Origin of the sequence: Acetobacteroides hydrogenigenes (genome assembly GCF_004340205.1) — a bacterium.
GTDB lineage: Bacteria > Bacteroidota > Bacteroidia > Bacteroidales > ZOR0009 > Acetobacteroides > Acetobacteroides hydrogenigenes.
Map to the genome: position 1 here is coordinate 32,625 of NZ_SLWB01000002.1, position 18,348 is coordinate 50,972.

At 46.6% G+C, this 18,348-nt stretch carries 14 protein-coding genes and 2 tRNA genes; 7 read left to right on the forward strand and 9 right to left on the reverse strand.

From position 1 onward, the window contains the following. Window positions 1–23 precede the first annotated feature (23 nt). Complete coding sequence (locus CLV25_RS02920) at window positions 24–1,292, reverse strand: PDZ domain-containing protein (RefSeq protein WP_131838144.1); 1,269 nt, start codon at window positions 1,290–1,292, stop codon at window positions 24–26. Window positions 1,293–1,441: 149 nt separating this feature from the next. Between CLV25_RS02920 and CLV25_RS02925 the strand changes: the two genes are divergently transcribed. Beyond that, the gene (locus tag CLV25_RS02925; protein ID WP_131838145.1) at window positions 1,442–1,684 is read left to right on the forward strand and encodes a hypothetical protein; all 243 of its coding nucleotides are present in this window, start codon (window positions 1,442–1,444) and stop codon (window positions 1,682–1,684) included. A gap of 9 nt (window positions 1,685–1,693) precedes the next feature. On the opposite strand, the gene gltX is transcribed toward CLV25_RS02925, so the two are convergent. The 4 genes from gltX to rnr all read right to left on the reverse strand — a co-directional run bounded on the left by gltX (window position 1,694) and on the right by rnr (window position 8,456). Beyond that, window positions 1,694–3,223: a glutamate--tRNA ligase gene (gene gltX / locus CLV25_RS02930; protein WP_131838146.1), complete on the reverse strand. Its 1,530-nt coding sequence runs from the start codon at window positions 3,221–3,223 to the stop codon at window positions 1,694–1,696. Window positions 3,224–3,367: 144 nt separating this feature from the next. Further along, window positions 3,368–3,952: a hypothetical protein gene (locus CLV25_RS02935; protein WP_131838147.1), complete on the reverse strand. Its 585-nt coding sequence runs from the start codon at window positions 3,950–3,952 to the stop codon at window positions 3,368–3,370. A 252-nt stretch (window positions 3,953–4,204) separates the two neighbouring features. Then, window positions 4,205–5,167, reverse strand: a complete 963-nt coding sequence (locus tag CLV25_RS02940; protein WP_131838148.1) for an NAD-dependent epimerase/dehydratase family protein — start codon at window positions 5,165–5,167, stop codon at window positions 4,205–4,207. Window positions 5,168–6,101: 934 nt separating this feature from the next. After that, entirely contained in the window at window positions 6,102–8,456 is a 2,355-nt protein-coding gene (rnr, locus tag CLV25_RS02945) for a ribonuclease R (RefSeq protein WP_131838149.1), read from the reverse strand. A gap of 690 nt (window positions 8,457–9,146) precedes the next feature. Here rnr and CLV25_RS02950 point away from each other — a divergent pair. Both CLV25_RS02950 and cysS read left to right on the forward strand, forming a co-directional pair. Next, window positions 9,147–9,497, forward strand: coding sequence for a helix-turn-helix domain-containing protein (locus CLV25_RS02950; protein WP_131838150.1), 351 nt, complete (start codon window positions 9,147–9,149; stop codon window positions 9,495–9,497). 340 nt (window positions 9,498–9,837) lie between these two features. Further along, a complete protein-coding gene (gene cysS / locus CLV25_RS02955; protein ID WP_131838151.1) occupies window positions 9,838–11,310 on the forward strand; it encodes a cysteine--tRNA ligase in 1,473 nt (490 codons plus the stop codon). Between the two features lie 750 nt (window positions 11,311–12,060). Here the strand turns inward: cysS and CLV25_RS02960 are convergent. Further along, window positions 12,061–12,133, reverse strand: a tRNA-Lys gene (locus CLV25_RS02960). Between the two features lie 171 nt (window positions 12,134–12,304). Next, a tRNA-Lys gene (locus CLV25_RS02965) sits at window positions 12,305–12,377 on the reverse strand. A gap of 130 nt (window positions 12,378–12,507) precedes the next feature. On the opposite strand from CLV25_RS02965, the gene galE reads away from it, so the two are divergent. Both galE and rfbB read left to right on the forward strand, forming a co-directional pair. Further along, window positions 12,508–13,545 (forward strand): UDP-glucose 4-epimerase GalE, encoded by a 1,038-nt coding sequence (galE, locus tag CLV25_RS02970; protein ID WP_131838152.1) that lies wholly within the window; start codon window positions 12,508–12,510, stop codon window positions 13,543–13,545. Window positions 13,546–13,656: 111 nt separating this feature from the next. After that, window positions 13,657–14,709 (forward strand): dTDP-glucose 4,6-dehydratase, encoded by a 1,053-nt coding sequence (gene rfbB, locus CLV25_RS02975; protein ID WP_131838153.1) that lies wholly within the window; start codon window positions 13,657–13,659, stop codon window positions 14,707–14,709. A gap of 44 nt (window positions 14,710–14,753) precedes the next feature. On the opposite strand, the gene CLV25_RS02980 is transcribed toward rfbB, so the two are convergent. Together CLV25_RS02980 and CLV25_RS02985 are read right to left on the reverse strand one after the other, a co-directional pair. Then, complete coding sequence (locus tag CLV25_RS02980; protein ID WP_165876967.1) at window positions 14,754–16,190, reverse strand: DUF4270 family protein; 1,437 nt, start codon at window positions 16,188–16,190, stop codon at window positions 14,754–14,756. Further along, window positions 16,165–16,977, reverse strand: coding sequence for a glycogen/starch synthase (locus tag CLV25_RS02985; protein ID WP_131838155.1), 813 nt, complete (start codon window positions 16,975–16,977; stop codon window positions 16,165–16,167). Before CLV25_RS02985 ends, CLV25_RS02980 begins: the two co-directional genes overlap by 26 nt. A gap of 166 nt (window positions 16,978–17,143) precedes the next feature. On the opposite strand from CLV25_RS02985, the gene panC reads away from it, so the two are divergent. Next, complete coding sequence (gene panC, locus CLV25_RS02990) at window positions 17,144–17,986, forward strand: pantoate--beta-alanine ligase (RefSeq protein WP_131838156.1); 843 nt, start codon at window positions 17,144–17,146, stop codon at window positions 17,984–17,986. Between the two features lie 5 nt (window positions 17,987–17,991). Continuing rightward, window positions 17,992–18,342, forward strand: coding sequence for an aspartate 1-decarboxylase (gene panD / locus CLV25_RS02995; protein WP_131838157.1), 351 nt, complete (start codon window positions 17,992–17,994; stop codon window positions 18,340–18,342). Window positions 18,343–18,348: the final 6 nt, after the last annotated feature.

Consider the following 18,348-nt stretch of genomic DNA (forward strand, 5'->3'; position numbering starts at 1 on the left):
GTTAATACGTTAGTGGGCTTCAGCTACAGCACATCTTTCAGGATAAACTGAACCTTAATAGGATTACCCTCCCGAAGCACCTCCATGCGAATGACATCCCCCTTTTTCCCGTTAAGAATTCCCATCAGATCGTTCATTTTCATCGTAAGGCAGAACTTTTCGTTTATGGATATTATTTGATCGCCAACTCGCAAGCCGGCCTTATCGGCAGGCGAGTTTTCCCGAACAGTTATTACTTTGTAACCAGGATAACCAGGAGATATTGAGCCTACTTCAATACCGCTCATATCCATAAAGAAAACATTCTTGAAATTCGTATTGGGGCGGAGTCCGATTTTTTTATCGGGATAGTTGAGCACCACGTTAAAGCGCCTCAGGATTTCGGATCCGATGCTCCCATTCCGATAGTTCAAGTTCTCTGCGCTGCCAATATAAGCGGTATCCGGAAAGGCTGCAATAATGCTTTTAAAGCTAAAATCGCCAATTCGAACTTTGGGAATGCGGCTTACCCTGCCGTAGATATCGCCGTTAAGCCCGTAGCCTAGGTAGCTGTAAATGCTATTTGCCGCTGGAACAAGTACCGTTTCGCTACGGGTATCGATCCAAATAGGGTTGCTGAGCCCCGAATCGACAAGGAACTTCATTGGCGAACTCTTTCCATTCGTACTAACGTTGAGCTTTACGAAGCACTTATCATCGGGAATGTCGAGGTCGTACTGCTTGTAACGCCTCATCTTCGAACGCTTGTAGAACTTAGGGTTCCAAATTTTAAGAACACCATTGGGATAGTCTATTTCTACTATAAAATTCTTAAAAAAAACGCCTCCAATTATGCCGTTGATCAACATTCCCGTTCGGATAGAAAAGTCGAAGATATCATCCATCGCCACCAGAATATCCACATTTTCGCCTATGATGTCGGGCATGCGGAAGGTATTTTGCGTACTGGCAAGCGCTTCAATAGACTTGCCCTTGCCCAACCCCTGAAGCATAATTTTACGCGCATAGTTGAGCGTAAGTACGCGGTTATCCTGCAATGCAGTGACCATAACACCGCTAAGCCCTGTGTCTAGGATAAACATTAAGGAGTCGGAGCCATTAACCGAAAAGGGGATGATGATATGGTTGTTGATAAATTTGAACTTTACCTTAGTATACTTTTTTGTGCTATCGACAAACCGGAAGTGATTGTAAAACGGATTGGGTTTTGGAGCAGCCTCTGCGTATAACGGAGACGCTACAACCAACAGAACAACAATAACACCAAGGAAATACTCGACGAAACGCTTCATAGTAGTCCTCCTCTCTTTTACTATAGTAAACAGCAAATGAGGCTCTATGGTAATGGCTGCTTAGCGTAAAAAGCCGCGATTAGAGACCGGGGGACAACCCTCGGAACGTGCAACTCGTCGAGTTTGAAGCGTAGCTCACTAAGCTTGACATGAAGCTCGCCGAGTTTGAAGCAAAACTCGACGAGTTTGAGGTGAAACTCACCGAGTCTGACGTGAAGCTCGGCGAATCTGACGTGAAGTTCGCCGAGGTTAAGGTGAAACTCAATGAGCTTGAAGCGAAGCTCGGCAAACTTCATGTGCGGAACGCCCATCCTAACGTAAAGGAGGGAGCTCCGCTGCCAAGCAAAAAGGCCCACCGGAATTCCTCCGGTGGGCCTCGTATGGTTTATTAAGTGCCTGGCCTATCGTAGCACCTCGATGCCTCGACGGATACGTCCAACAGCATCATCCTTTCCTATTGCGCTGATGATATCGGCAATGCCGGGCCCCTTGCTGCTACCCACTAAAAGGAGGCGAAGCGAGTTCATTACCTGTCCCATCTTTAGGCCGCTACTGTGGATATACTCCTTAATGGTAGCTTCGATAGCGGCGGCAGAAAAGTCGCTAGCGGTCGAAGTCAGCTCGGCAATTTCGGCAGCAGCCTTAGCCATATCGGCATTCCAGAACTTGGCAGCAACCTTTTCGTCGTACTCAGTTGGTGCTACGAAAAAGTACGAAGCCTGTTCCCAGATGTCGTGAACAAACACCAGCCTATCCTTCACCAATCCGGTTACGGTGGCCACAAATTCGTCCGTAGGCTCTACGCCATGCTTTGCCAGTTCGGCCTTTGCAAGAGGGGTTAGCTCCTCAACCGAAAGGCGCTGAATATGCTGCTGGTTGAACCATTTAGCCTTCTCGGGGTCAAAGCGCGCACCCGACTTGCTCACTCTATCGAGCGAGAAGAGCGGAATAAGCTCTTCGATGGTAAACAGCTCCTGATTGGTGCCGGGGTTCCATCCCAAAAGGGCCAGCAGGTTAACAAATGCCTCGGGTAGGTAGCCCGACTCGCGGTAGCCCGAAGCGGTTTCGCCCGTTTTTGGATCGACCCAACGAAGCGGGAATACCGGGAAGCCAAGCTTATCGCCATCGCGCTTGCTGAGCTTACCCTTGCCGCTGGGCTTAAGTAGCAGTGGAAGGTGCGCAAACTGCGGCATCTTATCCAACCAGCCAAAAGCCTTGTATAGCGATACGTGCAGCGGTAGCGATGGAAGCCACTCCTCGCCGCGTATTACGTGTGAGATATCCATTAGGTAGTCGTCCACAATGTTTGCCAAGTGGTATGTTGGCAGCTGGTCGGCCGACTTATAGAGTACCTTATCATCCAAGGTTGATGAGTTTACAATCACCTCACCACGGATAAGGTCGTTCATTACAATCTCCTCGTTTTCGGGCATCTTAAAGCGAACCACGTATTGGTCGCCAGCGCTTATGCGGCGCTGCACCTCCTCGGCCGAAAGGGCCAGCGAGGTTGCCAGCTTCTCGCGAACCTCGAAGTTGTAGGTAAAGGTTTTGCCCTCGGCCTCGTATTCGGCGCGAAGCTTATCGAGCTCCTCGGCAGTATCGAATGCAACATAGGCGTTGCCGCTTTCGATAAGCTGATCGGAGTACTTTTTGTACAGCTCCTTGCGCTCGCTCTGGCGGTATGGCGCATGTGGTCCACCAACCGAAACTCCCTCGTCAATCTGAATGCCACACCACTTCAGCGATTCGATGATGTAGTCTTCGGCTCCTGGAACAAAGCGGTTCGAGTCGGTATCCTCTATTCTAAGCAAGAAATCGCCACCATGCTGGCGGGCAAATAGGTAGTTGAAAAGGGCGGTACGAACGCCTCCCATGTGTAGCGCACCAGTTGGGCTGGGTGCAAAGCGTACCCTTACTCTTCTTTCGCTCATTTTTCTGATGATTTCGTAATATCCTGCAAATATAGAGCGAAAGTTTGAGTTATCGGCAGCTCGATGTGTGCAGATCGTGAACGAATACAGCTCTATCCCTAAATAAAAAAGGAGGCTAAACATTGCCTCCCTATTTCATTTATTCTATTGAACAACCTTGTATCGCTTCAACTTCCATGTTTCCGTGTTCCCATTTTCGGGATTCTTCACCTTCATCTTTACGATCCAGCGGTTACGGGCAATCCAGTACTCGTTTTCATACTTAGTATTTGCTAAAATACCACCAAGACCTTTCACCGTACATTTTACATGTACTACATCCTTTATCTGTTCACTTCCTAAATCTAAAATCTCTTCTTCCGATATGATGCTAAAGTATGGAGCATTTGCTTGGTTTACGAACGACAACGGAAACAGCAATATCATATCTATGTTAGATGTAGGCTGGCTACTTTTATCGTATGTCAATACTTTAAGCGAGTTCCCCCGTGGTAGAACATTTTCGACTTTAGTACTCAGAAATCCCTCGCTACCGGCGAATTTTATATCAATTTGCTGAGCCAAGCACTTGTTTCCTCCATCATCGGTTCCGGAGATTTCTTTTTCGCTATACGAAACTACATAGGTTGAATCGGTAGTTTTCGTTCCCTCCAACTCGTAAACCCAATAGCTACCTTCCTTAAATGCCGTCCACTCTCGAGTTTCCTGCTCTATGCTATACTTTCGCATAGGATCCTCCTTTGTACACATAGTAAGAGCCAAAAGCGGCACGACAACCATTCCCATAAACCCCAAAAAACCCCTCATATCCTAATGAACCTACTTGATTTAACGCCGCTAATATAGCTTCCATTTTTACACTTCAAGCAGATCAAAGTAAATATTTAAAGGCTATTTTGTTAAAAGCGTCATAGGCAAAAACAAAAAAATCCTGCTGCGTATGGCAACAGGATTCTATATAAGCAATATCAATTTAGACTCTTAAAACAGCTTTGCAGCATACTTCTCGGCAATAACCTTAAGCATGTCATCCGTCATGTTTTCGAGATTCCATTTAGGATTCCATCCCCACTCCTCGCGAGCACAGCTATCGTCCATCCAGTTAGGCCAGCTACGCGAAATGGCTTCCTTAACAGGGTCAACGTTGTAGCTCATGGTAAACTCAGGGATACGTTTCTTTATAGCAGCAAATATCTCCTCTGGAGTAAAGTGCATTGCGGTAATGTTAAAGCTATTGCGGTGAACCAGCTTATCCGGATTTGCCTCCATAAGCTGTACCATCGCCGATAGCGCATCGGGCATGTACATCATATCCATGCTTACATCCTTAGGGATAGGGCAGGTAAACGACTTGTCCTTAATGGCAGCATAGTAGATCTCTACAGCATAATCGGTAGTACCGCCACCAGGAAGGGTAACGTTAGAAATAATTCCAGGGAAACGTACCGAACGGGTATCCACTCCAAAACGTGAATGGTAGTAGTCGGATAGCAGTTCGCCGGTTACCTTGCAAACGCCATAAATGGTAGATGGGCGCATCACGGTATCCTGTGGGGTTCCATCGTGTGGAGTGCTGGTTCCAAAGGCTCCAATAGAGCTAGGAGTAAACACCGCACAACCATTTTCGCGACCAATCTCTAGCGAGTTCATCAATGCACCCATGTTGATTTTCCATGCCAGCTGCGGATTCTTCTCCCCAGTAGCAGATAGAAGAGCTACCATATTAAATATGGTATCAATCTTATACTTCTTCACCAGCTGAGCAAACTCCTCACCATTAAGCGCATCGAGCACCTCAAATGGGCCATCATCGCCTAGAGTTCCCTTGCATTTATCGTTGATATCCGTGGCTACAACATTGTTGTTTCCATAGATACTTCTGAAATAGGGCACCAGCTCAGAACCTATCTGGCCGCCAGCACCAACTATGAGAATATTTTTCATTGAAGTAGACTTTTTTTACTTTTTCTTCCATGTGGGTAGGCAAATGTAGGCATTATTTAAAAAACTCTTTAAAGTTGTAACTAAAAAGTATATATAAGCCAAATATTAAAACCTAACGTATGCTAATTCCTTACTTGTGCCAAAAGCTAACCGAAAGCAGTTTAAGAAGTTCAAAAGAATGCATTACCCAATTTGCTCTGAATCTAAAGCTACCAGAATTCGCCACTTAAAGGCAAGATCTATAGTTCCCCATTCGCAACAATTCCGCTAATATCAAAATTGGTAGTAAAAAAAATTTGTACCCCACATTCAACAAAAAGATCTATTTGTTACCTTGAGTGCAAAATCTTAAACAACAAAACATAGCCCCAGAACTTTTAAATCATCGTATGTAAGGTCATGACTGAGTTAAAAAGAAAGAACAGCAGCGTAGTAACCCTCCTATCTTTTATTCTGATCGCTATTTTTACGTCAGCTATTCTGAGCATGCTCTTCTCTACATACAGGTTCAACGATTTCTTGGTCGGTTCTGTAGGACTAATCCTTTTCCTAACGCAAATAATTATAGCTCTTGCAAAGTATAGGAAAAACTATAAAAATGAAGACCGTCCCGTTCTTAGCCCACGAATTCTTAGATACAGAACTAACTACGGAAAACTCCGATTTATTTTATTTGCCGACACCGTTAACACACGGCTTATCGCGATTGTTGTTATCTTGATGATCTTTTATAGCCAAACATTTAATTTGTCGTGGTGGCTTTTCCTAGCAACTCTACTAATTCTGATATTCACCAAAATATTCATAGGAAGTATAGTTTGGGAAAGGTATGGCGAATTTGTGCCTAACAAGAATGCTCACGTAGATCAAAACTAAAAACAAAGGCCACTTACTACAAGATGGCCTTCATTTTTTATATCGGCTGGTATAAGACTTATCGTCTTCTTCGCTTTCCTTTATCCTTCTTATCTCCTTTTGATTTGGATGATGAGCGTCTCCCGCCTCTTTCAGATTTCTTTTCACCTGAGCGTCCTCTCGCTGAAGAACCACGGCCCGAAGAGAATCCGCCTCCGTTTCCACCTCTTGAGCCGCCACCTGCGGGGCGTGGTGCGGCGGGCTCGAAGCTGAGCACCTCATCGCCCTTGCCGATGAGCTCATAGTCGAGCTGCTTGCGCGAGAGGTTGGCGCGTAGCACGCGGATGCGCACCTCGTCGCCCAGGGTAAAGGTGCGGCCGTTGGTTTTGCCCACCAGGCTGTAGGTATCCTCGTCGAAGATGTAGAAGTCGTCGGTAAGGTCGCGGGTCGAAACCATGCCCTCCACCTTGTTCTCCTTTATCTCCACGTAGATACCCCACTCGGTGATGCCCGATACGATACCGTCGAACTCCATCCCGATCTTATCCATCATAAACTCCACCATCTTGTACTTGATGGAGGCACGCTCGGCATCCGAGGCGAGGATTTCCATTTCGGAAGAGTGCTCGCACAGCTGCTCGTAGGTATCCTTGCTCTGCGATTCGGCCTTGCGGTCGTACATGTCGAGCAGGCGGTGCACCATCACATCAGGGTAGCGGCGGATGGGCGAGGTGAAGTGCGTATAGTGGTCGAACTGTAGCCCGTAGTGACCGATGTTCTCCGTAGAATAGCGCGCCTTGGCCATCGAGCGGACGGCCAGCGTTTCGATAAGGTTCTCCTCCGTCTTCCCCTTAACTTCGGCCAGCAGCTTGTTCAACTCCTTCGAGATGCCCTTGCTGTTGGTGGCCTGAAGGTAGTAGCCAAACTTCACGATAAAGCGGCGGAAGGTATCGAACTTATCGGGGTTGGGCACGTCGTGGATACGGTACACAAAGGTTTTTGCAATGCTCTTGCCCCTAGGCTTGCCGATATGCTCGGCCACCTTCTTGTTGGCCAAAAGCATGAACTCCTCGATGAGCTGGTTGCTCTCCTTCTGCGACTTGAAGTACACGCGCAGCGGCTTGCCGTTCTCGTCGAGCTCAAACTTGGCCTCCTCGCGGTCGAAGGCTATAGCACCATGCTTAAAGCGGTCGGAGCGCAGCTTCTGTGCTAGGGTATGCAGCGTAAGAATTTCATCCTTGTAGTCGCCATGTCCGGTTTCGATAACCTTCTGTGCCTCCTCGTAGGTAAAGCGCCTATCGGAGTGAATCACCGTACGGCCAATCCACGTGTTTAGAACGTTAGCATCCTCATCGATCTCGAAAACGGCCGAGTAGGTAAGCTTATCCTCGTTAGGGCGTAGCGAGCAGAGGTTGTTCGACAATCGTTCGGGTAGCATCGGCACGGTACGGTCTACCAGGTACACCGATGTAGCGCGGTCTACCGCCTCCTGATCGAGTATCGATCCGGGCCTTACGTAGTGCGATACGTCGGCAATGTGCACGCCCACCTCGATGTTGCCGTTGGGCATGCGGCGGTACGATAGCGCATCGTCGAAGTCCTTGGCATCGGCAGGGTCAATGGTAAAGGTCACTACATCGCGCATGTCGCGGCGCTTGGCTATTTCGGCAGGGGTAATATCATCTGGAATTTGCTCGGCTGCCTTGGTTACCTCCTCGGGGAAGTGGTAGGGCAAGCCGTAGTCGGCCAAGATGGCGTGCATCTCGGTTTCGTTGTTGCCCGGACGACCCAGCACCTCTACGATCTCGCCAATGGGGTTCTTACCTGCCTTGGGGATCTCAATAACCTTAACGATTACCTTATCGCCATCCTGCGCCTCGCCGGCGCTGCGCATCGGCACGAAGATGTCGAACGGCATCTGCTTGCCGTCGGGCACCACAAAGATGTAGTTGGGCGACATCTGCACCGTGCCCACGTACTGGCGCTTGCCCTGCTCGAGGATCTCCACGATCTCGCCTTCGGGGCGCTTCTTGCCCTTGTACGGGAAGATGAAGACGCGCACCTTGTCGCCGTGCAGCGCCTGGTTCATGTTGTTGGGGGCGATGAACACGTCCTCCTCTAGGTCGGGCGTAATTATAAACGCCGAGCCCGACTGGGTCATGTCTACTTTACCCTCGATGAAGCCGCCCTTGGTTACCACCTTGAACACGCCGTGCTCCACTTCGGTAACCATATTGCGGACCTTCAGCTCGGTGAGACAGGTCATCACCAGATGCTTTTCTCCCTCGGTCTTAAAGCCGAGCTGCTTGGCGATTGCCTTGTAGCTGTAAGCCTTATCGGGGTGGGTGGATATAATTTCGAATATTAGCTTTTCGATGCTCTGCTTCTTAACGGCCTTGCTGCTGGCGCGGCCTTCCTTTTTGATCTTCTTCATTTGGTTGGATCTGTCGTTACTGTATACGGGGGCGGATGATTCCCCCACGACTTTCCGAGATAACCGCTCACAAGTAATGCTGGAGCTGGGGGGTGCACCCGACCGGTCAAAAAAAACAATTCTAATCGGATGGGATGAATTAGTTCCCCAAAGGTACGAAAAAGGATTGACAACCCTCAAGGGGAGGAGGTTTTCCCCTTCGGCTCCGCTCGGGGAGCACTCGGCTTCGCTCGGGAACCTGCTGGGGAAACCCCTTTTTTGTTCCCCGAGCGTAGTCGAGGGGCAAACTCCCGCAGCTTCAGCAACTTCAACCATGAAGGGGCACGATACCGCAGAAATGCAAGTTACAACCACATATATGCAATATACTGCCACAGAAATATAGCTTGATACCACAGCAATGCAATACGGCACCCCATCAATGATGTTTAGCACAGCATAAATAAAATACGACACCACAGATATAAAAGTGGTCGCCACAGCAACGAAATTTGGCACCACAGAAATGATGTTAGCTACCACATCTTTGCAATTCAACACCCCGATATTGTTGATCAGCGCCACATCTTTGTAAGTGGATGCCGCATTAACGAAAGGCTATACCCCATCATCGGGAGATAATATGCAGGGGATTGCAATTATTGATTCCGTTTTTTTGCTAAATTTAACCGAACCAATACTGATACCCCCATGCTACGCTACAACATCGAACGCATGATTCTGATGCGCGGCCACACCGATCCTAAAAGCTACCTGAAGCGGATGGGCTACACCCGATACGTGATTAGCCACCTGCTGGCCAAACCCCGCCATCTAGACATTACGTACCTCGAGCGATTCTGCCACGAGCTGCGCTGCACGCCCAACGAGCTGATGGAGTGGATTCCCTCGGAGTCAGAACCGATCGAAGATAATCATCCGCTTACCAAACTCCGCCGCAACGGCCTGAGCACGCCCGTCTACAGCGCCCTGCTGAGCGTGCCCGCCGAGAAGCTCGACGAGGCGGTGGCCTACCTGCAGCAGCTCGGCGAGAAAGAGTAGCACCATTTCACCGTACTAAATGGCGCTGAATTTTGCTTTTATAAACCGATCCTCCATAAAAGAGGTAGGCTTATAGGAATCAGCCTGTCGTAGCCCAAAGCGTATCCCCCGCTGGCGGGGGCAGGGGGTGGAAAATGCACGTCATGTGGTAAATGTTTGCTGCTTATCAGGGCTATACACTGCCGAAAATCCACCCCCTAACCCCCGCCAGCGGGGGATAACCTTCGAAGTGGAGTAGCCCAATTCTTAAAGGCGAAATCCCTATTTAGTACCCTAAACGTCTTACAATATCATCCGTAAATAGCTAACTTTGCTGCTCGAACAAAAAATTACGAAAGTGATGGAAGGACAACTACAAATCTACAACACCCTTTCCCGTAGGAAGGAAGATTTTACCCCGCTCAACCCACCCCATGTTGGACTGTACGTCTGCGGCCCCACCGTATACGGCGATCCGCATCTGGGCCACGCGCGTCCGGCCATTACCTTCGACCTGCTGTTCCGCTACCTTAAGCATCAGGGGTTCAAGGTTCGCTACGTGCGCAACATCACCGATGTGGGCCACCTGGTAAACGATGCCGATAGCGGCGACGACAAGATCGGTAAACAGGCCCGCCTGCAGCAGCTCGAGCCTATGGAGGTGGTGCAGTACTACACCAACCGCTACCACCAGGCCATGGATGCGCTCAACGTGCTTCCGCCCAGCATCGAACCACACGCCTCGGGGCACATCATCGAGCAGATCGAGATGGTGCGCAAGATTCAGGATGCCGGATTCGCCTACGAAAGCGAAGGATCGATATACTTTGATGTAGAAGCCTACAACAAGAAGTACCCCTACGGCAAGCTCTCGGGCCGCATCCTCGACGATATGATGGCCAACACCCGCGAGCTCGAAGGCCAAAGCGAGAAGCGCAACCCATTCGACTTCGCCCTTTGGAAGAAGGCGCTACCCGAGCACATCATGCGCTGGCCTTCGCCATGGAGCGACGGCTTCCCCGGATGGCACCTCGAGTGCTCGGCCATGAGCACCAAGTACCTCGGCGAAACCTTCGACATCCACGGTGGCGGGATGGACCTGATGTTCCCCCACCACGAGTGCGAGATTGCCCAAAGCACCGCCGCCCTTGGCCACGATTCGGTTCGCTACTGGATGCACAACAACATGGTAACCATCAACGGGCAGAAGATGGGAAAGAGCCTCGGAAACTTCATTACCCTCGAGCAGCTCTTCACCGGTAGCCACGAGCTACTGCAGCAAGCCTACAGCCCGATGACCATCCGCTTCTTCATCCTTCAAGCGCAGTACCGCAGCACGCTCGACTTCTCGAACGAGGCGCTACAGGCCGCCGAAAAGGGTCTACAACGATTGATCACCGCAACCAGCACGCTTGCCAAGCTAAAGCCATCAGATACTTCGACCGTTAATGTTGATGAGCTAGAGAACGGCGTATTCGCCGCCCTCAACGACGACCTCAACAGCCCAATTGCCATCTCGGTGCTGTTCGACTGGGTGCGCAACATCAACTCCATCTACGACGGTAAGGAAAAGATCAGCGCCGAAGATCTCGAGCGCCTTCGCGCCATCTTCAGCGCCGTAGTCTTCGACATCCTCGGCCTCCGCGACGACAGCATCGCCGGAGATGATAAAGGAAAACTCACCGCCGAACTCATCAACATGCTGCTGAACATGCGCCTACAGGCAAAGCAGAATAAGGACTTTGCAACTTCTGATAGGATTCGCGACGAACTCAACAAGCTGGGCGTAATCGTAAAAGATAGAAAAGACGGCTTCGACTGGGAGATAGCCTAGCCTGTACAACATAAACAGAAGAGCCTCTACTTATTACCGTAGAGGCTCTTTTTTTATCTTCTGATTTAACAAAAAAATGGAGCTTGCTAATTAAAAAAATGCAACAAAGAATAATAACCTACCGTAAAAAATAGTGAACAGAGGGGAAAAGAGAAGAGAAAGCACGTCGGTGGGACGTGTGAGTTTAAGAGGTCTTTATAAATAGTAACAGTTGAGGTTTTGGACTTGGATCTTAACTTTTAGGTGAAATGCTTAACGGAATGAGGATGCTACAGAGGGTAAAACCTCTGCCGAGTTTAGTTAAAGCAAGTCCGATTCTAGAAGTTGGTACTTGTAGCCTCAGTTGAGAGCGCAAAATCGTGGTTTCATTCAAGGCGCACACCCGTATTTAGAGTTTAAAGGCAGTAAGCCAAGGTTACGATGAAGTAATGATAACACGCTTGCTCTCAGTAATGATTATCAAACGAGGTATAAGATGCTAATGGAAGAATCCAATTGAGTATGCCGAATTTGCAGGCTGCGATAGATGTAATTTTCAGTAAATGGTTAAAAGTTAATTATCACGGTTAGATTGCAGAATGCAAGTTTTGGTTAACCCTTAAAATTTGTATATGGCAAATTTGAGAAACGAAGAATGTGAAACTTAGCGAGGCTACGATCTTAGACGATGGTAGCCTCAATTTTTTGTGCCTACTGGTAAGTCGACTTATTTGCACAAAACAAAAAGGGAATCCAAATGGATTCCCTTTGTCGGTTCGGTGAGGATCGAACTCACGACCCCATGATTAAGAGTCACGTGCTCTACCAACTGAGCTACGAACCGTTCTTGATTACGGCTGCAAAGGTAACGTCTTTTTTTTAAAACGCAAATATTCGCGCCCCAAATTGAATACTTTAATCGTATAAAAGCTGCTACAGCCTCGCGTACAATCACTATAAGCAGCATTGCTGCCTGCTTAAACGCAAAAAGGGAATCCAAATGGATTCCCTTTTGTCGGTTCGGTGAGGATCGAACTCACGACCCCATGATTAAGAGTCACGTGCTCTACCAACTGAGCTACGAACCGTTCTGATTACGGGTGCAAATGTAGAGCATTTTTCCTCATACACAAACCACCCTAACGTTTTTTTAGAATAAAATGAGCACCATTACTCGTACCCTTTTTTGTACATTAGCTGCTCACAAACTATAGAATAATGAGCAAGAAGATTTTAGTAACGGGGGGAACTGGGTTTATTGGCTCACATACTACCGTAGAGCTCCAAAATTCGGGCTATGAAGTAGTAATTGTAGACAACCTTTCGAACTCGGAGGCAAACGTTGTAGATGCCATTGCACAGATCACAGGCAAAAAACCTGCATTCGAGCAGGTAGACTGTACTGATAAGGCAGCCATGAAGAATGTTTTTGAGAAGCATGGCCCAATAGAAGCAATCATCCACTTTGCAGCCAGTAAGGCAGTAGGCGAATCGGTTGAGAAGCCTCTTCTCTACTACCGCAACAACATCGGATCTCTGATCAACCTTCTTGAGCTCATGAAGGATTTCAAGTGCAACAACATCGTATTCTCGTCGTCGTGTACCGTATACGGACAGCCCGATCAGCTGCCAGTAACCGAACAAGCATCAATCAAAAAGGCTGAATCGCCTTACGGCAACACCAAACAAATTTGCGAAGAAATACTTGTTGATACCACCAATGCGGAACCTTGGCTTCAAGCCATTGCGCTTCGCTACTTCAACCCAATTGGTGCGCACCCCTCAACTCTTATTGGTGAGCTTCCTATTGGTGTTCCTGCCAACCTTATACCATTTGTTACGCAAACAGCCATTGGCATTCGCGAGCAACTTTCGGTATTTGGCGATGACTACAACACCCCTGACGGCTCGTGCATCCGCGACTATATTAACGTGGTTGACCTTGCCAAGGCTCACGTAGTAGCAGTAAACCGCATGTTCGAGAAGAAGAACAAGTCTAACTACGAATTCTTCAATATCGGAACAGGAAGAGGCTTGTCAGTTCTTGAGATTGTAGATATCTTCCAAAAGGTAGCTGGAGTAAAGCTCAACTACAAGATTGTGGGTCGCAGAAGCGGCGATATTGAGCAGGTTTGGGCAGACACCTCCTATGCCAACAATGAACTTGGATGGAAAGCCCAAGAGTCGGTAGAAGACACCCTTCTCTCTGCTTGGAAATGGCAATTGAAGCTCAAAGAAAAGGAAGAAAGCAAATAAGCATTATATTTGCCTCATAGAACAATAACGTCAGTTCGAAAGTATTTTTTCTTATACCGAACTGACGTTAATATTAACTGGATGTTTGAAACGTTACAATCATCATTAGCTATGAGAACAATAGTGGTTACCGGAGGTGCCGGATTCATTGGATCGCATGTAGTGAGGCTACTGGTCAACAAGTACCCCAACTACCGTATCATAAACTACGACAAGCTAACATATGCGGGCAATCTCGAAAACCTTAAGGATGTAGAGAATGCGCCCAACTACCGCTTTGTAAAGGGTGATATCTGCGATGCCCAACTTCTTGAAAAGCTTTTTGAAGAAGAAAATGTGAACGCAGTAATCCATCTTGCTGCCGAATCGCACGTTGATAGGTCGATTACCAACCCAATGGAATTTATCCAAACCAACATCGTAGGTACGGTTACCCTACTCAACGTAGCAAAAAGCAAATGGGCTGATAACTTTGAGGACAAGCTATTCTACCACGTATCCACCGACGAGGTATACGGATCACTTGGCGAAACTGGATACTTCTACGAGACTACCTCGTACGATCCTCGTAGCCCCTATTCGGCATCGAAGGCTAGTTCCGACCATTTGGTTATGGCCTACCACCACACCTTTGGTCTTCCAGTCATAATATCGAACTGCTCGAACAACTATGGGCCAAACCAGTTCCCCGAGAAGCTCATACCGCTTGTTATCAACAACATTAAAAAAGGTAAGCCGCTTCCAGTATATGGTAAGGGAGAAAACGTTCGCGATTGGCTATACGTTGTTGACCATGCAAGAGCCATCGATATGATTTTCCACAACGGAAAGATTGGCCAAACCTACAACATTGGAGGCCACAACGAGTGGAAAAACATCGACCTGATTAAGGTTCTTTGTAGGGTTATGGATAAAAAGATGGGCAACCCCGAAGGTAGTGCCGAAAAGTTGATTACCTACGTTAAGGACAGAGCAGGCCACGACTTACGTTACGCAATAGATGCAACCAAGATTAAGGATGAACTTGGCTGGTTGCCATCACTACAGTTCGAGGAAGGTATCGAGAAAACGGTTGATTGGTACCTTGCCAATAACGAGTGGCTTGAGAATATCGTATCGGGCGAATACGAGAGGTACTACTCTGCCCAGTACGAGAAACGATAACGATTAAAACAGTATAAATAAAAAAGAGGGCTATGCCCTCTTTTTTATTTGCTGTATGTTATTACAAGCTTGATATGGTTGGATTTTCCTGGCTTCCCTAATATTACTTGATTAGGAACAGAAAGGAAATCGCTTGTAGGCTCTGCATAGTTAGTTCCGTAAGAACTTTGACTGCTGTATAAGCTGGCAGGCACACCTGCATATAGGTACAATTCCTTGGGGTATGAAGAATCTCGCATTGCATTCTTAAAGTAGGTTGTAATATTTAAGGAATACAACCTTCTACTACGATTATAGAATGCATTTGTAGAGACATCCTTAAAAGTTGCCATATCAGGAACAAAAAGCATAACATCCTTTTTATCAATCGACTTGGAATAATAAGCTGTTATTGCCATAGGCATCTTAGGATAGCTAAGTTCTCCATTAGGGAAGAAAGGCTCTACAATAAGTTCTGCCCTGTGTATTTTATAGTTTTTATTCTCCCATAATGCAACCGAAGCCTTGTTGAATTTAATCATAGTTCGCAAGCCACCTAATCCTTGAAGATAAACCAAGTCCTGAGGAGTTGGATTGGCATTATTTGAGAAATCAGGGTTGATATTCGTTGGCCTATATGGGCTAGTTCCATTATATACGTGTTCTATAATGCAAAACTTTCGAAGAGTTGTTCCAATTAAGAACGGCATACGCACAGATGAATCCTTATTTACCTTTCCTTCCACTTTGAAATAAAGGTGCATTCTAGAAGATGTATCTGAAAAATCAACACCGTTTAAACCTCCACCTGCAGAGAGTTTACTATTTTCAATATACAAACCTTTAAAATAATCCAAGAACACATCGTAATTTGTAAATTTAGAGGTGTCTATATTGCTGTTAAATAACTTATTGATAAAATCGGTGCTTATTCTTATACGAACAACCCCATTCCCCTTTCTGCTGTATGCTATTGCAGATGGTTTAAGATCTTTATTTACACTTATAGAAGGAACCTCTATGCTATCCTTAATGTTATAGTTAGAGTAGTAAGAAGAGTCGCTACGTACCTTCTTCTTCATCTGGTAAACCGTAAGATACTGAAGAGCTAGCGAGTCTCCAACACCACCTTTCAGTTTAAGGGTAAGTACAAGGGAATCTATTTTTCCACTTATGTTCTTAGCGTACTTTTTATAATCCAGAAGAGATGACGGAACAAATTGAGTTACAACACTAGAGTTTATTTGTCCAAAAACGGGATCATTATACGACCCTAGGTAGCATTTCCCCGATAGGGTGCTAGAATAAATGCTATCCGTAGACACAGTGTAGGCATCTATAGCAAAAGAAGAGTCTATTGACACACCACTCTTTTGGCTTGGATCAATAAAGTCATCACCCAAACTATTATCAACATCCGTACAAGCATTAAAGCTGAGAGCCAACGATGCAAGTACTCCCAAAAAGAAAATCCTACTATGCGTTATCAAAAATTTGATCATAAAAATCTGTATAAGCTTCAACATAATTCTCCATCCCCTGATACTCCAGCACTGGCTTATCGCAGGCTTTAAGGAATTCGGCAACTTCGCCATTAATCGCACTGCTACCTATAATCATCCCATCAGAATACTTATAGGCAAACTTAATAAGATTAACGTAAGTTGGGTCGGTTAATTGTTCTACATCCTTGTTTTTTATGCCTTCGAGGATAACTTTTTTCTTAAAGTTGGGATCGAGAGGTGTTGGAAACTCATCGTTATAGACCGTAAATACCACCTTTGTATTAGCAAAAAGAGGATCTTCTTTAAATAACTTCTTTACGTAGAGCGGAACTAAACAGGTAAACCATCCTTGGCAGTGAATAACATCTGGCGACCAGCGCAACTTTCGAACAGTTTCGAGCACCCCCCTAGCATAAAAAATTGCACGTTCATCGTTGTCATCGAAGAATTTACCATCTTCGTCTTTAAGAGTTTGCTTGCGATGGAAGTAGTCTTCGTTATCAATAAAGTAAACCTGCATGCGAGCTGCAGGAATTGATGCTACCTTTATGATAAGAGGATGGTCGGTATCATTAATTATGAGGTTCATTCCCGATAAGCGAATTACCTCATGTAGCTGGTTACGGCGCTCATTTATAGAGCCAAACCTTGGCATAAATGTCCGAATCTCTTTTCCTTGCTCTTGCACCCCTTGGGGTAGATAACGACATAGTATGGAAATATCGTTCTCTGGTAAATAAGGCGTAATTTCCGTACTCACAAAAAGTACCCTACTGCTTTTCATCTTTTTCAGGTCTAACTATGGAGAAAGTAGCTACAAAGGTAGCTATTTTTCTTGACCTTATAAAGAGGAATGTAAAAGTAGCTTAACCTGCTTTAGCTGAAAAAGAAGCGGCTGCTATTGGAATGTATTGTTGGGATAATGGTATATTTGCCGAAATTTTTTTTCAATGAAGGTTGTTAGGACAGCTGCAGAGCTCGACCAAGAGGTGGCGAATCAAAGAAAGAATGGACAAACCATTGGGTTTGTACCAACTATGGGTGCGCTGCATGTTGGGCATATCTCGCTAGTGAACAAATGCTTGACTGACGGATGCTACACGGTTTGCAGCATCTTCGTGAACCCAACTCAATTTAACGATAAGAACGACCTAAAAAACTACCCGCGCATGCCCGAGCAGGATTTGGCCCTACTCGAAGAGCGTGGAGTTCACCTTGTTTTTATGCCATCGGTAGAGGAAATGTACCCCGAGACCGATACCAGAACGTTTGATTTTGGATCTATAGATAAGGTAATGGAGGGGGCTAAGCGTCCCGGCCATTTTAACGGAGTGGCTCAGGTAGTAAGCAAGCTTTTTACTATGGTTCAGCCCGATAAGGCATACTTTGGAGAAAAGGACTTCCAGCAGGTTGCCATTATCAATGCAATGGTAAAGCAGCATGGGTTTAAGGTAGAAATCGTTCGCTGCCCAATAGTTCGCGATACCGATGGATTGGCGTTGAGCTCGCGCAACATGCTCCTTAACGCGCAACAGCGTAAAAGCGCACCTACTATATATAGAGCGTTAAGTGACGCTAAGTTGCTTGGCACCTCTACCTCGATTGAAGAAATCAAGGAAAAGGTGATGGCTCAGGTAAACGCCGACAGCGAGCTGGAGGTAGAGTACTTCGACGTGGTTGATGCAGACTCGCTGCAGAGCCTTACATCGTGGGAGGAGTCCAACAACATTTTTGGCTGTATTGCCGTAAAAGTAGGTGCAATCCGCCTAATCGATAACATCAGACTAAAGTAAAAACCATGTATATAGAGGTTGTAAAATCGAAAATTCACCGCGTTAAGGTTACTGAAGCAAACCTCAACTATGTTGGCAGCATCACCATAGATGAAGATCTTTTGATTGCTTCCAATATTATCGAAAACGAAAAGGTTCAAATTGTAAACGTAAACAACGGTGAGCGACTTGAAACCTACGTTATTAAGGGGGAAAAGGGAAGTGGCGCCATCTGCCTAAATGGAGCAGCAGCTCGTAAGGCCGAAGTTGGCGATGTGCTCATCATCATCTCATACGCTACCTTGGATTTCGAAGAGGCAAAATCCTTCAAACCTTGGATTGTATTCCCCGATACAGAGACGAACCGCATCATCTAATACACC

Bases quoted from the DNA above. Each gene is read 5' to 3' on its own strand.
- CLV25_RS02920 (WP_131838144.1), bottom strand. From the start codon at position 1,292: ATGAAGCGTTTCGTCGAGTATTTCCTTGGTGTTATTGTTGTTCTGTTG.
- CLV25_RS02925 (WP_131838145.1), top strand. From the start codon at position 1,442: ATGAAGCTCGCCGAGTTTGAAGCAAAACTCGACGAGTTTGAGGTGAAA.
- gltX (WP_131838146.1), bottom strand. From the start codon at position 3,223: ATGAGCGAAAGAAGAGTAAGGGTACGCTTTGCACCCAGCCCAACTGGT.
- CLV25_RS02935 (WP_131838147.1), bottom strand. From the start codon at position 3,952: ATGCGAAAGTATAGCATAGAGCAGGAAACTCGAGAGTGGACGGCATTT.
- CLV25_RS02940 (WP_131838148.1), bottom strand. From the start codon at position 5,167: ATGAAAAATATTCTCATAGTTGGTGCTGGCGGCCAGATAGGTTCTGAG.
- rnr (WP_131838149.1), bottom strand. From the start codon at position 8,456: ATGAAGAAGATCAAAAAGGAAGGCCGCGCCAGCAGCAAGGCCGTTAAG.
- CLV25_RS02950 (WP_131838150.1), top strand. From the start codon at position 9,147: ATGCTACGCTACAACATCGAACGCATGATTCTGATGCGCGGCCACACC.
- cysS (WP_131838151.1), top strand. From the start codon at position 9,838: ATGGAAGGACAACTACAAATCTACAACACCCTTTCCCGTAGGAAGGAA.
- galE (WP_131838152.1), top strand. From the start codon at position 12,508: ATGAGCAAGAAGATTTTAGTAACGGGGGGAACTGGGTTTATTGGCTCA.
- rfbB (WP_131838153.1), top strand. From the start codon at position 13,657: ATGAGAACAATAGTGGTTACCGGAGGTGCCGGATTCATTGGATCGCAT.
- CLV25_RS02980 (WP_165876967.1), bottom strand. From the start codon at position 16,190: ATGATCAAATTTTTGATAACGCATAGTAGGATTTTCTTTTTGGGAGTA.
- CLV25_RS02985 (WP_131838155.1), bottom strand. From the start codon at position 16,977: ATGAAAAGCAGTAGGGTACTTTTTGTGAGTACGGAAATTACGCCTTAT.
- panC (WP_131838156.1), top strand. From the start codon at position 17,144: ATGAAGGTTGTTAGGACAGCTGCAGAGCTCGACCAAGAGGTGGCGAAT.
- panD (WP_131838157.1), top strand. From the start codon at position 17,992: ATGTATATAGAGGTTGTAAAATCGAAAATTCACCGCGTTAAGGTTACT.